The sequence below is a fragment of the Micromonospora sp. NPDC049662 genome (genome assembly GCF_040675055.1).
Lineage (GTDB): Bacteria > Actinomycetota > Actinomycetes > Mycobacteriales > Micromonosporaceae > Micromonospora.
In genome coordinates this window covers 1-14,877 of sequence record NZ_JBFAOC010000093.1, presented here as the reverse complement: position 1 = coordinate 14,877, position 14,877 = coordinate 1, and the positions used below count along the sequence as shown (strand labels likewise).

Genomic DNA, 14,877 nt, shown 5'->3' with positions numbered 1-14,877 from the left:
GCGCCGATCATCATGGTGGGGGGGTGCACGAGGTTCGCCCCACCCCCTTTTTCGGGCACCACGACTCCATGATCGACGCGGTCGTCCGCGGCGGGGGTGGGGGGTGGGGGGTGGGGAGGCCGTCAGGTTAGGTCTACGGCGGGGTAGAGGGGGTGGGGGGCCAGCAGGTCGGCGGCCTGGCGGGAGATCTTGTCGGCCAGGTCGGCGTCGAGCGTGTACTTCGCCTTGGACGGGGTGCCGTCGGCGTTCGCGCCGGCCGTGGTCTGGGTCAGCACGGTGTGGATCAGCTCCGCCGTCTGGTCCATCTCGGCGGTGCCCAGCCCGCGCGTGGTCAGCGCCGGGGTGCCGATCCGGATGCCGGACGTGTACCAGGCGCCGTTCGGGTCCTGCGGGACCGAGTTGCGGTTGGTGACGATGCCCGAGTCGAGCAGGGCCTGCTCGGCCTGCCGGCCGGTGAGCCCGTAGCCGGACACGTCGATCAGCACCAGGTGGTTGTCGGTGCCACCGGTGACGAGCTTCGCGCCCCGACGCAGCAGCCCGTCGGCGAGGGCCTGCGAGTTGTCCACGATCCGCTGGGCGTAGTCGGCGAAGTCGGGGCGGCGGGCCTCGGCCAGGGCGACGGCCTTGGCGGCCATCACGTGCGGCAGCGGGCCGCCGAGCACCATCGGGCAGCCCCGGTCCACCTGGTCGGCCAGCTCCGGCTGGCAGAGCACCATGCCGCCGCGCGGGCCGCGCAGCGACTTGTGGGTGGTGGTGGTGACGATGTGCGCGTGCGGCACCGGGTCGAAGTCGCCGGTGAACACCTTGCCGGCCACCAGGCCCGCGAAGTGCGCCATGTCGACCATGAAGGTCGCGCCGACCGAGTCGGCGATCTCCCGCAGGATCCGGAAGTTCACCTTCCGGGGGTACGCCGAGTAGCCGCCGACCAGGATCAGCGGCTTGAACTCGCGGGCGGCCTCGGCCACCCGGTCGTAGTCGATCAGCCCGGTGGCCGGGTCGGTGCCGTAGCTGCGCTGGTCGAACATCTTGCCGGAGATGTTCGGCCGGAAACCGTGGGTGAGGTGGCCGCCGGCGTCCAGGGACATGCCGAGCATCCGCTGGTTGCCCAGCTCGCGGCGCAGCTCGAACCAGTCCGCCTCGGTGAGGTCGTTGACCTGGCGTACCTGGGCCTTCTTCAGGGCGGGGGACTCCACCCGGTCGGCGAGCACCGCCCAGAAGGCGACCAGGTTGGCATCGATGCCCGAGTGCGGCTGCACGTACGCGTGCGCGGCCCCGAACAGCTCCCGGGCGTGCTCGGCGGCGAGCGCCTCGACGGTGTCGACGTTCTGGCAGCCGGCGTAGAAGCGGCGGCCGACGGTGCCCTCGGCGTACTTGTCGCTGAACCAGTTGCCCATCGCCAGCAGCGTCGCCGGGGAGGCGTAGTTCTCGCTGGCGATGAGCTTGAGCGACTCCCGCTGGTCGGTCAGCTCGGCGCCGATGGCGTCGGCCACCCGCGGCTCGACAGCCCGGATCACCTCGAGGGCGCTCCGGAATGCGGTGGACTCGGCGTTGCGCGACATGCGACCTCCTACGAATGTGCGGAAGGCCCAGGCGCACGGCAAACGTCCTCGTGACGGGGCCGCTCCCCGATGGTTCTCCATCCCAACGCGCCAGTAACGGCCCGCGCCGATCCTACCGGGCCGGCGCCGGCCGACCCGGCCGACCTCCCGACGCGAGTACGCCGAGGTGATGAGGGGTGACCAGGCCGTCACGGCGGGTTCACTGATCAGCAAGGTGCAGCCGGCCGCCGGGAAGATCATCCCGGACCAGCGCAGGTCCGAGCGGCACCGCCGGATGGCCGAGCCGGGCTCGGGCGACTGAGCAAACGAACCGACGAGGGGCCCGGCGATGTGCCGGGCCCCTCGGTGCGAACGCCTCGCCTCAGGCGGTCACCGCGTCGCGCGCCTTCTTGATCGCCTTCGGCTGGGTGGGGGTACGCGGCGCGTCCGCGCGCAGCGCGATCATCTTCTCGCCGATCTCCTGGAGCTGCTTACGGCCCAACGCCTCGCGGACCTTGGGGAACCACTCCTCCTCTTCCTCCTCGACGTGGTGCGTGACGTTCTCGATCAGCACCGTCGTCTTGGCGGTGAAGCGCTCGTCCTTGGCGTCCATGCTGGCCAGTTCCAGGCAGAGCAGGTCGGCCACGTGGTGCTCCTCGTACGACTCGAGGATGTCGTCCTCCAGGTCGGGCAGGAGCCGGCGGACCTCCGGGTACATCACCTCGTTCTCCAGGTAGGTGTGCACCGTCAGGGCCTCCAGGATCTGGTCCACCAGCTTCTGCCGCTGGCTCGCCGGTCCCTCCTCGGCGTCCTGGAAGGCCTTGAACAGACGGCGCATCTCCTTGTGGTCCTCTTTGAGCAGGACGATGGCATCGGTCGACACCGGTGTGCCCCCTTGTTCGGTAGCTCGGCTGGTGTCGATCCGGTACCCCGAGCCGGAGTGACGAAACAGGCGAACCCGGCTCACCTCGCCTGGTCAGACGGTGGCCAGGGTGCGCGGGATCTCGTCGAGCAGTTCCCGGGCCAGAAAACCGATCCGGCCGTACCGGGGAATCAGCCGCTGGCCGCTCACGGCGTGCGCGAACGCACCCCAGCAGGCGGCCTGCGCCGGGTCGGCGCCCCGGGACAGGAGCCCGGCGAGCAGGCCGGCGAGCACGTCCCCGCTGCCGGACGTGCCGAGGCCGGCGTCGCCGCTCTCCTCCCGCCATCCGCGGCCGTCCGGGGCGGCCACGTGACCGTAGAGCGAGACCACCGCGTCGTACCGTTGCGCCAACTCGGCGGCCTCGGCGCTCAGGTCGTCACCCGGGTCCCGGCCCAGCAGGTGGCCGGCCTCGGTGACGTTGGGGGTGAGCACCACCGGGCGGCCGGAGCCGACCAGCAGCTTCGGCTCGTGGCTGAGCGCGCCCAGCGCGTACGCGTCCAGGACCAGCGGGGTGTCCGGACCGGCCGCCTCCAGGACGAGGTCCAGCAGTCGGTAGGTCTCGTCGATGCCGGTCAACCCCGGACCCAGGGCCACCACGTCGGCCGCGCCGGCCAACTCACCGAGCTGGCCGGCCCGGTCGGCGGCCACCGTGCCGTCGGGCGTCTCCGGCAGCCCCACCACCAGCGCCTCGGGCACCTGGATGCTCAGCGTGGCGGCGGTCGACTCGGCGAGGGCGAGCTGGAGCACCCCGGCGCCGGCGCGCAGCGCGGCCACTCCGGCGAGCAGGACCGCCCCGGGGGTGAAGCGGGAGCCGCCGATCACCAGCACGGTGCCCCGACTCTCCTTGCCCCCGGCCGGCACCGGCAGCGCCCAGTCCCGCAGCAGCGCCGGCGTGATCACCTTTACCTCAGACCGGTTCGGCATGGATCTCGTCCTCCCTGGTCGCCTCGGCGCCCTGCCGGTGCAGGTGGCCGACCTCGTTGAAACCGCCCAGCCGCAGGCGGCCCTGCTCGTCGGCCGACCAGTCGGTGACCGAGCAGTTCGCGATCACGTGTTCGCGGGTCAACGCCATCAGCTCCGGCTCGGTCAATCCCTCGATGAGGTAGCGCAGCAGGAAGACCAGCGCGTCGTGGCCGAACAGCAGCACCCGCTGGCCCTCGTGGTCGCGGCGCAGGTCACCGAGGAGCGTCCGCAGACGCAGCGCCACATCGGTCCAGGCCTCACCGCCGGGCGGTCGGTAGTAGAACTTGCCCAGCCGTTCACGGCGCTTCGCCTCGTCGGGAAACCGCCGGCGCACCCCGTGCCCGGTCAGGCCGTCCAGGATGCCCAGCTCCCGGTCGCGCAGCCGCTCGTCACGGCTCACCGGAATCCCGGTGCCGTGCAGCGCCAGCTTGGCCGTGGAGACCGCCCGCAGGTACGGCGACACCACCGCGACCTCGGGTCGCCGGTCCTCGGGCAGCCCCGCGAGCCAGCGGCCGGTCGCCCGCGCCTGCTCCTCGCCGGTGTCCGAGAGCGGTACGTCGGCGTCGCGGTGGCTCAGGGCGATCACGTCCGCGCCGGCCTCCTCGGCCCGGGTGGCCGCCACGTTCGCGGTGCTCTCCCCGTGCCGGATGATCCAGAGCGTCGACAGTTCCGCCATGCCGACCCCGGTACCCGGGCGCGGCACGGGGTAACCGTGCCGCGCCGGGCCGGGCGTCGACTCAGCCGCGCCGTTGCAGCAGGGCCACGGTCATCCCGGTCACGTGGTCGACCCGGACCACCTCGTAGCGCTCGGTGAGCACGGCGGACTGCTTCTTTGGCAGGCTGGCCAGCGGCGTGTCGGTGACCGCCGGCAGCAGCACCCACAGTCGCGGCTCGTCGTGCAGACAACGGGCGGGGTTGGTGCAGGCCGCGTTGAAGAGTTCATTGCGTTGGGCTGCGGAACGCTGCTCGAAGACGTTGCGCAGCTTCACGTCCTTGGGAAGGTAGTACCGAACCCCGTCCTCGGCCGCCCACCACCAGGCGCCACCGGCCACCAGCCCGTCGCCGGGTTGGTAACCGGACTCGACCACCCGCGCCGCCTCGGAGTACCCGAACGGCGCGAACGCCCGCTTCTGCGGATAGGTGTACCAGCTGTGCGAGTACTCGGCGCGCAGTGCGAGCTGGCCGGGCACGCTCAGGCCGGCGAGCACCACCAGACCCACCACGACCAGCGGGACGCGGCGCAACGCGGCGACGCCCGCGCCGGCGAGCACCGCCCAGGCCGGCAGGACGAAGAGCAGGTACTTGGAGAAGAAGTAGTTGATGTCGCCGGTGGAGGCCAGCAGGACAACCGGCAGCGGCACGGCGGCGATGAGCGCGAACATGACGGTCCGAGCGGCGGTGCCGCGGCGCAGGTGGGTCAGCACACCGACCACGGCCAGCGCGGTGACGGCGAAGGCCAGCAACACCGAGCCGAGGACCTGTTCCCAGACCGTCCAGGGCGCGCTGTCCGGGATCCAGCTGATCTGCCGGCCCGCCTGCTTCATGCCGCGCAGGATCACCGGGGCGGCGATGCCCACGCCGGCCAACGCGGCGAGCCCGAACCAGACCACCGACCACCAACGACGCTCCCGCCAGCAGTGGATCAGCACGGCCAGGCCGTGCCCGATCAGCAGGGTGAGCCCCACCACATTCACCAGGCCGATACCGGCCACGGCGAGCGTGTAGGGCGCCCACCGCAGCCACCCCGGCCGCTCCAAGGCCCGGAGCAGGAACAGCGTGGCCGCGGCGGCGGCGAGGACGACGAAGGCGTACGACCGGGTCTCCTGCCCGAAACGGGTGACCGTGGGCACGAGGGCGAAGGTGAACCCGCCGGCGATCCCGGCTGTCTGGCCGAAGATCCGTCGCCCGGCCAGCGCCACGCACGCGGTGGCCAGGATCATGGCCAGCGCCGACGGCACCCGCACGCTGGTCGGCCCGCTGCCGAAGACGGTTGCCCAGCCGTGCATGAACAGGTAGTACGCGCCGTGCACGGCGTCGACGTTCTTCAGCATGCTCAGGATCTGGCTGGTGGAGCGGTTCGCCAGGTCGATGCTGACCAGCTCGTCCTGCCACATCTCCGGGCTGCCGAGTCGCCAGCCGACCGCGAGGGCCGCGAATGCCGTCGGCCAGAACCAGACACTGAGCGCCAGCCGGCGGGCGAACGGAAGTCGCCGGCGGGCCGGCTCGGCGGCCGGCGGGGGCGAGCCCACGTCGTTCTGCGCCTGAGGCGCATCCGTGATGACGGCACGGTCTGGCATCTGCGTCCAATCCGGGGGCGTGCGGTTCGGGCGCGACGATGATAGCCCTCGGCGTAGACGTCGTCGGACCCGTCGGCCCGGCGTCCCGGGGCAATGTCGCGACGGCCCGGCAGGCCGGCTCGCCGGTACGGGATTCGCGTGGGATGACTGATAATGTGGCCCGCGCTCGTCGCGCACGTCCACCACGCACAGTAAGGTCCGGGGAGCAGATGATTGTCGACATCATGTTGCCGTACTACGGGAGCGTGCCCCTCATGCAGGCGGCGGTGCGCAGCGTGCTGGCACAGACCGACCCGGGCTGGCGGCTGACCGTGGTCGACGACGGCACCGAGCCGGGCGTGCCGGAGTGGTTCGCGCAGATCACCGACGAGCGGGTGCGCTACCAGCGCAACGAGCGCAACCTCGGCATCACCGGCAACTTCCGCAAGTGCGTCGGCCTCGCCGAACACGAGTACCTGGTGATGATGGGCACGGACGACATCATGCACCCCAACTACGTGGCGACCGTGCGGTCGGTGATCGAGCAGTACCCGGGCGTCGGCATGGTGCAGCCGGGAGTCGAGATCATCGACGCCGACGGCACGGTGGTCAACACCATCGTCGACGAGGCCAAGCGGCGGCTCTACGCACCGCGCGTCGAGTCCCGGACGCTGATGGGTGGCGAGGATCTGGCGGCCAGCCTGCTGCGCGGCTGCTGGTTATACTTCCCGTCGATCTGCTGGCGGACGGACGCGCTCAAGGCCGTCAACTTCCGCGAGGAGCTCCAGGTCATCCAGGACCTCGCGCTGGTGATCGATCTCATCCAGCGGGGCGAGCAGATGGCGATCGACACCACCCTGTGCTTCCAGTACCGGCGGCACGCGGTGAGCAAGTCTGCCGCCGACGCGATCGCCGGCACCCGGTTCACCGAGGCACGGGCGTTCTTCGTCGACGTCGCCCGGCGGATGGACGAGCAGGGCTGGCCGCGGGCGGCCCGGGCGGCCCGCCGCTACATGTCGTCCCGGCTGCACGCCATCACGCTGCTGCCGACGGCGATCCTCGCCGGCCGAATGACCGGTGTGAAGAGCCTGTCGCGGCACGCGTTCGGGCCAGGCCGATGAGCGACCACGACCGGGGGCGGTCATGATCGTCGCGCAGCGGCAGCCGGCGGCCGGCGGGTCGCGGCGGGTGGTGGTGCTGGGCGGCACCGGTTTCCTCGGCCGCCCCATCTGCCGGGCGCTGGCCAATGCCGGGCACACCGTCATCGCGGGGCGCCCGTACCCCGCGTGACATCGGGGCGGGCGTCACGGTCCGCGCCCTGGATCTGGCCGCCGCCGCCGAGATCACCGCGTTGCTGCGTGACCTCGAACCGGACGTGGTGATCAACTCCGCCGGGCGGCAGGTGAAGGCTCAACGACGCGCAGTTGCTCGCCGGGCCCGCGGCGGGACTTCGTGGGCCTGAGCGACGTGGCCGCCGCCATTCTGCTGGCCACGACCCGGCCCGCGGCGGCCGGCTACGTGATCAACATCGGTCGCGGGGTCGCCGCCAGCGTCCGTGACATGGCCCAGCTCCTCATCGACGTCAGTGGGGTGCCGACCGACCTGGTCGAGGCCGAGCAGACCGGCCCGGTCGAGTCGACCTGGCAGCGGCTGGACGTCGGGCTCGCCGCCGAGGTGCTCGGCTGCTCGCCGAGCGACGATCTGCACACCGAGACGAGCAGTTGTGGGAACACTCCGGCGCCGAGCTGTCCGCGACGCAGTCGGTCGGCGGCCCGTCGCCGCAGCAGCACGCCACGCTGGTCACCGGCCGGTAGCCCACCGGGTCCGCCCCCACGTCGTACCCTCGGGGGCGTGGCCACGGCGGCGGAGGAGATCCGGGTGGGGGAGCGGCTGGTCCGCGTCTCCAGCCCCGACAAGCCGTACTTTCCGGAACGTGGGCTGACCAAGCTGGACGTGGTCCGCTACTTCCTGGCGGTCGGCGACGGGATCCTACGGGCGCTGCGCGACCGGCCGACCATGCTGGAACGCTGGCCGCGCGGCGTCTTCGAGGGCGCGACGATCGCCACCCGGCAGACCAACCGCGGCGACGCGTTCTACCAGAAGCGGCTGCCGGCGGGCGCGCCCGAGTGGGTGCGCACCGCGCACATCACGTTCCCCAGCGGCCGGACTGCCGACGAGGTCGCGCCGAGCGAACTGGCCGTGGTGATCTGGGCGGCCAACCTGGGCACCCTGCGGTTTCATCCGTGGCCGGTGTCCGCCCGCGACGTGGAGCGCCCCGACCAGTTGCGCATCGACCTCGACCCGCTGCCGGGCGTCGGCTTCGAGCAGGTGGTGCCGGTGGCCCGGGAGGTGCGCGCGTTCCTCGCCGAGCTGGGCATGACCGGCTACCCGAAGACGACCGGCGGCCGGGGCCTGCACGTGTACCTGTCAATCGAGCCGCGGTGGAGTTTCGGCGAGTGCCGCCGGGCGGTGCTCGCGCTGGGGCGGGAGATGCAGCGTCGGCTGCCGGACCTGGTCACCACCACCTGGTGGCGGGACCAGCGGGACCGGCCGGTCTTCGTCGACTACAACCAGATGTCCCGCGACCACACCATGGCGTCGGCGTACTCGATCCGGCCGACGCCGCAAGCGTTGGTGTCGGCGCCGTTGGACTGGGCGGAGCTGGACGACGCCCGTCCGGAGGACTTCGACGTGCTCACCGTGCCGGCCCGGTTCGCCGAGCGCGGCGACCCGCACGCCGGCCTGGACGGCGACCGGCACTCGCTGGAGCCGCTGCTGGCCCTAGCCGACCGCGAGCGCCTCGAGGCTCCGCCCGAGGTGTAAGGAAGGGCCCCTTATTAGACACCAGGCGGTAATAGGGGGCCCTTCCTTACACCTCAGGCCCAGGGGCTCTGTGTGCCCTCGAACTCTTCGAAGACCAGCCACGACCTTGTCGACAGCACCCCGGAGATGCGCTGCACCCGGTCGAGTACGACGTCCCGCAGGGCGGCGTTGTCCGGCGCCCGGACCAGGGCCAGCACGTCGTGCTCGCCGCTGAGCAGCGCGACGTGCTCGACGTAGCGCACCTGGGCCAGCTCGGCCGACACCTCCCGCCAGGTGTTCTGCTCGATCGTCAACGCCATGTACGCCGAGGTGCCCAGCCCGGCCGCCTCGGGCGCGACCTGTGCCCGGAACCCCGTGATCACGCCGTCGCGCATCAGGCGCTCGACCCGCGCGTACGCGTTGGTGCGCGAGATGTGGATCCGTTCGGCCAACGTGCGCACCGACGTACGCCCGTCGCGGACCAGCTCGTCCACGATCCGCCGGTCGACCTCGTCCAAGGCTCGGACCGATCGTCCCGCTCCGGTCGCCTGGCCCACCCCGTCTCCGGTCTCCTGGCTCACCGATCTGCCTTCCGCATGCCAGACGTCCCGCCTTCTTCGTGGATCTTGAGTCAATCATCCGTCAGGCGGAAGCATAGGCTCACCACACGTCCCAGGAGGTCCCGCCGTGACGACCACACCCCAGGCGGTCCGCAGGGCATCCCCGCGCGCCCGTCGGACGGTCACCCCGCCCGACCCGGCGCGTCCGCTGCTGCCGGACGCCGAACCGGTCCGCCTGCTCGATGAGACCGGCACGCCGCTGCCGGCCCGTACCGATTACCCGGAGCCGCCCGTCGAGGCGCTGCGGGAGCTGTACCGCCGGATGGTGCTCGGCCGCCGGTTCGACACCCAGGCGACCGCGCTGACCAAGCAGGGTCGCCTCGCCGTCTACCCGTCGTCCCGGGGCCAGGAGGCGTGCCAGGTGGCCGCCACGCTCGCCGTCCGCGACACCGACTGGGTGTTCCCCACCTACCGCGAATCGATGGCGCTGGTTGCCCGAGGCATCGATCCGGTCGAGGTTCTCACCCTGCTGCGCGGCGACTGGCACTGCGGCTACGACCCGACCCGGGTGCACACCGCGCCGCAGTGCACCCCGCTCGCCACCCAGTGCGTGCACGCCGCCGGCCTCGCCCACGGTGAGGCGTACCAGGGGCGCGACACCGTGGCGCTGGCCTTCATCGGTGACGGGGCGACCAGCGAGGGCGACTTCCACGAGGGCATCAACTTCGCCGCCGTGTTCAAAGCCCCGGTCGTCTACTTCGTGCAGAACAACAGGTACGCCATCAGCGTCCCGCTGTCCCGGCAGACCGCCGCGCCGTCGCTGGCGTACAAGGGCATCGGCTACGGGGTGCCCAGTGAGCAGGTCGACGGCAACGACCCGGTGGCCGTGCTCGCCGTGCTCACCCGCGCGGTCGCGCACGCCCGCGCCGGCAAGGGGCCGTTCCTGGTGGAAGCGCACACCTACCGGATGGAGCCGCACACCAACGCCGACGACGCCAGCCGCTACCGCGACGGCGCCGAGGTCGACGCCTGGCGGGACCGGGACCCGGTCGCCCGCCTCCAGGCCTACCTGCGCGCCCGTGGGGTGCTCGACGACGCGGCGGTCGCCGAGGTCGCCGAGCAGGCCGAGGCGTACGCCGCGGACCTGCGCGCCCGGATGAACAGCCAGCCCACGGTCGACCCGCTGAGCCTGTTCGACCACGTCTACGCCGAGCCCACCCCGCAGCTCGTCGAGCAGCGCGAACTCATCCGCGCCGAGCTGGCCGCCGCACGCGACGAGGAGGGTGACGCCTGATGGCCACCACCATGGCGAAGGCGCTCAACACCGCGCTCGCCGACGCGCTCGCCGCCGACGAGAAGGTCGTCGTCTTCGGCGAGGACGTCGGCGCGCTCGGCGGCGTCTTCCGGATCACCGACGGCCTCCAGGCACGCTTCGGCGAGAACCGCTGCTTCGACACGCCCCTGGCCGAGGCCGGCATCGTCGGCTTCGCCGTCGGCCTCGCCATGTCCGGGCTGCGGCCGGTCGTCGAGATGCAGTTCGACGCGTTTGCGTACCCGGCGTTCGAGCAGATCGCCTCGCACGTGGCGAAGCTGCGCAACCGCACCCGGGGCGCGCTCAGCGTGCCCATCGTCATCCGGGTGCCGTACGCGGGTGGGATCGGCGGGGTGGAGCACCACTGCGACTCGTCCGAGGCGTACTACGCGCACACCCCCGGCCTGAAGGTCGTCACCCCGGCGACCGTCGACGACGCGTACTCCCTGCTGCGGGAGGCGATCGACGACCCCGACCCGGTGGTCTTCATGGAGCCCAAGAAGCTCTACTTCGCCAGCGCCGAGGCGGCCCTGCCGACGCGGACCGAGCCGTTCGGCCGGGCCGTGGTGCGCCGGCCCGGCCGCGACGCCACCCTGGTGGCGTACGGACCGGCGGTGCCGGTCGCCCTGGAGGCCGCCGAGGCCGCCCGCGAGGACGGCTGGGACCTGGAGGTCGTCGACGTGCGCACCATCGTGCCGTTCGACGACGCCACCATCACCGCCTCGGTCCGGCGTACCGGCCGGTGCGTGGTCATCCAGGAGGCGCCCGGCTTCGCGGGCGTCGGCGCGGAGATCGCCGCCCGGGTGCAGGAGCGCTGCTTCCACGCGCTGCACGCCCCGGTGCTGCGGGTGGCCGGGCTGGACATCCCGTACCCGGCGCCGATGCTGGAGCACACCCACCTGCCCGGCGTGGACCGCGTCCTCGACGCGGTCGCCCGCCTGCAGTGGGACGACCAGCCCGACGCGCGTTGGGCGGCGGCATGACCACCGTCGAGCGGACCCAGGTCTTCCTCCTGCCCGACCTGGGCGAGGGGCTGAGCGAGGCCGAGATCGTCGAGTGGCGGGTCGCCGTCGGTGACGTCGTCGAGGTGGACCAGAGCGTGGTCGAGGTGGAGACCGCCAAGGCGGTCGTCGACGTGCCCTGCCCGTACGCCGGACGGGTCGTGACCCTGCACGGCGCGGCCGGCGAGGTACGCCCGGTCGGCCAGCCGTTGATCACCATCGCGCCGCTGGACGGCGGCGGCGACGAGCCCGCCGGGCACGCCACCTACCGTGAGGAGGAGCGGGCCGGCTCCGGCAACGTTCTGATCGGGTACGGCACCGGGCACGGCGGCGCGACGCGCCGTCGCCGCCGGCCGCGCCTGACCCTCGCCCCCGACCCGACCGACGCCGCGCCGACCGCCACCGGCCCGACCGGCGTTGGCGCGAGCGAGGTTGGCGCGATCGGCGCTGGCTCGGCCGCCGCCGGTCCGGTCGGTGTCGGTCCGGCCGTCACTGGCTCGGCCGTCACTGGCTCGGCCGTCACTGGCTCGGCCGTCACTGGCCCGGCCGGTACCGGCACGGTCGGGGTTGACCGGCCCGGCGCGAGTCCGGCCTCCCACTCCGCTGCCGCCGACGGTGGCGCGACGGTTGGTGCCCAGTCGTCGAGTGCCCTGGTCATCTCGCCGATCGTGCGCCGGCTGGCCCGCGAGCGCGGCGTCGACCTCGCCACCGTGCGGGGCACCGGACCCGGCGGCGTGATCCGCCGCGCCGACGTGGAGGCGGCCTCGACCGCGCCCCGGCTCGCCGCCGTGCCGGAGCCCCACGTCGCCCTGGCCCCGACCGGGGACGGCGACGTGGTCATCCCGCTCACCGGCATCCGCAAGGTCATCGCCGACAAGCTCTCCCGCAGCCGGCGGGAGATCCCCGAGGTGACCATCTGGGTCGACGTGGACGCCACCGGGCTGCTGGAGACCCGTGCGGCGATCAACGCGGCGACGCCCGACGCCCCGGTGAGCATCCTGGCCCTGCTGGCCCGGATCTGCCTCAGCGGCCTGCGCCGGTACCCGCAGCTCAACGCCCGCGTCGACACCGAGGGCCAGCGGATCGTCCAGTCCGCCGGCGTGCACCTGGGTATCGCCGCGCAGACGGACCGGGGCCTGCTGGTGCCGGTGCTGCGGGACGCCCAGCGGCTCACCACCGCCGAACTGGCCGCCGCGCTGGCGGAGACCACCGCCGCGGCGCGGGCCGGGACGCTCGCGCCGGCCCGGCTCACCGGCGGCACCTTCACCCTCAACAACTACGGGGTGTTCGGCGTGGACGGCTCCACGCCGATCATCAACCACCCCGAAGCGGCGCTGCTCGGAGTGGGGCGGATCGTGGACAAGCCGTGGGTGGTCGACGGGCAGTTGGCCGTCCGCAAGGTCACCCAGTTGAGCCTCACGTTCGACCACCGGGTGTGCGACGGCGGGGTGGCCGGTGGCTTCCTGCGGCACGTCGCAGACTGCGTGGAGCGCCCGGCGCTGCTGATCGCCGCCGTCTGACGCGTACCCCCTGGGCCCCGACGTCGCCCGCGCGGCGTCGGGGCCGGCGCGTGCCCCGGGGTTTCCCGGCCGTGTCACCGGGAAGTCGGCCCCGCCGGTACGCGCCGGACGCGTCGAAGGGAGCCGACCCGTGGCCGTGGCGAACGAGCTGCTACTCAACTCGATCCGCGTCCGCCGGCCCGCCGCGGCCGGCGCGCCGCTCTACTGCGACGCCCGGGAGTACGGCCTGACCGGTGACGGCGCGACCAACGACCAGCCGGCGTTGGCCGCCCTCGTGGACCGCCTCGGTGCGGGGTACGCCTCGGACGGTCGGGCCCGCGTCATCTACTGCCCGCCCGGCATCTACTCGATCCGCGACGCCGGCACGGTGTGGCGCAGCGGCGTCTCGCTGGTCGGGGCCGGCCCGGCGGCGACCCGGTTCATGCTCAGCAACGAGGGCAACCGCGCCGACCCGACCCCACTGGCGTTCTGGACCACCGTGCAGCACGGCGCCGACCGGGACCGCCACATCGCCGACTGCACCTTCGCCGACTTCCAGATCGACGGCTCGGGCGTGGCGATGGCCGAGTACAACTACCTCGCCAAGGGGTTGGGCCTGCAGTACGTGGTGCGCGGCGTGTTCCGCAACCTTTACATCCACCACACCGCCGCCACCGGGCTGGGCTGCGACTTCCTGCAGGACTCGCTGATCGACGGCGTGGTCGTGGTCGGCTGCGGCCGACTGGACAACGGCGAGCAGATCGGCGGCGCCGGGATCGGCGTGGGCATCGGCGGGTGGGGCTCGGTGGAGCGCCTCACCATCGCGAACTGCACCACCCTCGCCAACGGCACCAACGGCATCTTCCTCGAACTGCAGAAGGACTACTGGACGCCGCCGCGTGGCTACCGCATCATCGGCTGCCACAGCCAGGGCAACCGGTTCGGCATCTCCGACTGGGGCGCCGACGGTCTCATCGTCTCCGCCTGCACCATGGCCGGCAACCTGGAGGCCGGCTTCGACATCTCCGCCCAGGGCACCGCCGGGGTGGCCGGGCGGGGTGGGTTGGTCGCCGACTGCGTCATCGACGGCAACATCCGCGACGGGGTCAGCGTCGGCAACACCCCGGGCCCGTACACCATCCGGGGCAACCGGATCAGCGGCAACGGCCAGCACGGCTACCACGCGTACGACCTCGGGCGGGGCTACCAGGGCCCGGTGCGGGACGTGGTGATCGAGAGCAACGACTTCTGGGGCAACGGGCTGGACGCCATCCGGATCGGCCACCAGATGACCGACGCGGTGCTGCTCAACAACCGGATCCGCAACAACGGCCGACAGTACGCGCAGGCCGCCAGCGGTAGCGGCGAGACCGTCCGCTACGCCGAACGGTCCGTGGTGGACCGGTCCGCGAACTGGCCGCACGACGGTCACCGCGGCAAGGTCCTGCGGGTGGGGCGGGCCGTGGCGATGGTCGCCGCGAACACCGGCGACGAACTCACCCTCGCCCCGGTGCGTCCCGACGGCATCAGCGCGTGGAGCGGGGACATCCCCCCTCCCGGGTGCGGGTACGAGCTGTCCGCCGCACCCGAGCGACGGGCCGGCATCACCATCGACGCGGCGTTCGACTCGGCCACCATCCGCGGTAACCGGATCTGGGACAACCACGAGGACCGGACCCAGACCCACGGCCTGTGGATCACCGGTCGGGGGAGCTGCGTGGACTGCCGGGTCGAGGACAACGACCTGGCCGGCAACGCCGACGACGGGATGTGCCTGGACACCCCGCCGGTGGGCGGACGCTGGCGCGACAACCACGTCGACAACGACTGGAGCTGACCGGCGCTCGCGCCGACCGGAGCGAGGTGCCCCCCGGCCGGCAGGCCCGGGCCGCGACGCGAGGCGGGGGGGGGGGGCGGGATCAAGGCTGGGCCCGCCCCGCCGCGGCGACCGCGGCCCGCCCCAGGCCGGACGCGCCCCCGGCGGTCGGCCAGGCCCGAGGACGC

At 72.7% G+C, this 14,877-nt stretch carries 14 protein-coding genes and 1 riboswitch; of the genes, 8 read left to right on the top strand and 6 right to left on the bottom strand.

Annotation, left to right across the window (positions count from 1 at the left end):
* Positions 1-122: 122 nt before the first annotated feature.
* Positions 123-1,559 (bottom strand): glycine hydroxymethyltransferase, encoded by a 1,437-nt coding sequence (locus AB0J36_RS33430; protein WP_357119020.1) that lies wholly within the window; start codon positions 1,557-1,559, stop codon positions 123-125.
* A gap of 18 nt (positions 1,560-1,577) precedes the next feature.
* Positions 1,578-1,667, bottom strand: a riboswitch (ZMP/ZTP riboswitch).
* 61 nt (positions 1,668-1,728) lie between these two features.
* On the opposite strand from AB0J36_RS33430, the gene AB0J36_RS33425 reads away from it, so the two are divergent.
* A complete protein-coding gene (locus tag AB0J36_RS33425; RefSeq protein ID WP_357399114.1) occupies positions 1,729-1,860 on the top strand; it encodes a hypothetical protein in 132 nt (43 codons plus the stop codon).
* Between the two features lie 60 nt (positions 1,861-1,920).
* Here AB0J36_RS33425 and AB0J36_RS33420 read toward each other — a convergent pair whose 3' ends face one another.
* From AB0J36_RS33420 to AB0J36_RS33405, 4 genes are all read right to left on the bottom strand, one after another.
* Complete coding sequence (locus AB0J36_RS33420) at positions 1,921-2,421, bottom strand: hemerythrin domain-containing protein (protein ID WP_357119014.1); 501 nt, start codon at positions 2,419-2,421, stop codon at positions 1,921-1,923.
* Positions 2,422-2,514: 93 nt separating this feature from the next.
* Positions 2,515-3,384 carry an NAD(P)H-hydrate dehydratase gene (locus AB0J36_RS33415; RefSeq protein WP_363661553.1) on the bottom strand — a complete coding sequence of 290 codons (870 nt, stop codon included), beginning with the start codon at positions 3,382-3,384 and terminating at the stop codon, positions 2,515-2,517.
* Positions 3,368-4,099 (bottom strand): histidine phosphatase family protein, encoded by a 732-nt coding sequence (locus AB0J36_RS33410; protein ID WP_357170431.1) that lies wholly within the window; start codon positions 4,097-4,099, stop codon positions 3,368-3,370. Before AB0J36_RS33410 ends, AB0J36_RS33415 begins: the two co-directional genes overlap by 17 nt.
* A gap of 61 nt (positions 4,100-4,160) precedes the next feature.
* The gene (locus AB0J36_RS33405; RefSeq protein WP_357170434.1) at positions 4,161-5,720 is read right to left on the bottom strand and encodes a glycosyltransferase family 39 protein; all 1,560 of its coding nucleotides are present in this window, start codon (positions 5,718-5,720) and stop codon (positions 4,161-4,163) included.
* A gap of 209 nt (positions 5,721-5,929) precedes the next feature.
* Between AB0J36_RS33405 and AB0J36_RS33400 the strand changes: the two genes are divergently transcribed.
* The 3 genes from AB0J36_RS33400 to AB0J36_RS33390 all read left to right on the top strand — a co-directional run bounded on the left by AB0J36_RS33400 (position 5,930) and on the right by AB0J36_RS33390 (position 8,522).
* Complete coding sequence (locus AB0J36_RS33400) at positions 5,930-6,820, top strand: glycosyltransferase (protein ID WP_357119005.1); 891 nt, start codon at positions 5,930-5,932, stop codon at positions 6,818-6,820.
* 22 nt (positions 6,821-6,842) lie between these two features.
* Entirely contained in the window at positions 6,843-6,989 is a 147-nt protein-coding gene (locus AB0J36_RS33395; protein ID WP_357119002.1) for an NAD-dependent epimerase/dehydratase family protein, read from the top strand.
* Positions 6,990-7,550: 561 nt separating this feature from the next.
* Positions 7,551-8,522 (top strand): DNA primase small subunit domain-containing protein, encoded by a 972-nt coding sequence (locus tag AB0J36_RS33390; RefSeq protein ID WP_357170440.1) that lies wholly within the window; start codon positions 7,551-7,553, stop codon positions 8,520-8,522.
* 53 nt (positions 8,523-8,575) lie between these two features.
* On the opposite strand, the gene AB0J36_RS33385 is transcribed toward AB0J36_RS33390, so the two are convergent.
* Positions 8,576-9,058, bottom strand: coding sequence for an Lrp/AsnC family transcriptional regulator (locus AB0J36_RS33385; protein WP_357119474.1), 483 nt, complete (start codon positions 9,056-9,058; stop codon positions 8,576-8,578).
* Between the two features lie 97 nt (positions 9,059-9,155).
* On the opposite strand from AB0J36_RS33385, the gene pdhA reads away from it, so the two are divergent.
* From pdhA to AB0J36_RS33365, 4 genes are all read left to right on the top strand, one after another.
* On the top strand, positions 9,156-10,355 hold the full coding sequence (gene pdhA, locus AB0J36_RS33380; protein WP_357170590.1) for a pyruvate dehydrogenase (acetyl-transferring) E1 component subunit alpha: 1,200 nt from the start codon (positions 9,156-9,158) through the stop codon (positions 10,353-10,355).
* Entirely contained in the window at positions 10,352-11,356 is a 1,005-nt protein-coding gene (locus AB0J36_RS33375) for an alpha-ketoacid dehydrogenase subunit beta (RefSeq protein ID WP_363661554.1), read from the top strand. Before pdhA ends, AB0J36_RS33375 begins: the two co-directional genes overlap by 4 nt.
* Positions 11,353-12,894 (top strand): dihydrolipoamide acetyltransferase family protein, encoded by a 1,542-nt coding sequence (locus tag AB0J36_RS33370; RefSeq protein ID WP_357118997.1) that lies wholly within the window; start codon positions 11,353-11,355, stop codon positions 12,892-12,894. Before AB0J36_RS33375 ends, AB0J36_RS33370 begins: the two co-directional genes overlap by 4 nt.
* A 136-nt stretch (positions 12,895-13,030) precedes the next feature.
* Positions 13,031-14,710, top strand: a complete 1,680-nt coding sequence (locus AB0J36_RS33365; RefSeq protein WP_357119465.1) for a right-handed parallel beta-helix repeat-containing protein — start codon at positions 13,031-13,033, stop codon at positions 14,708-14,710.
* The last annotated feature ends 167 nt before the right edge of the window (positions 14,711-14,877 follow it).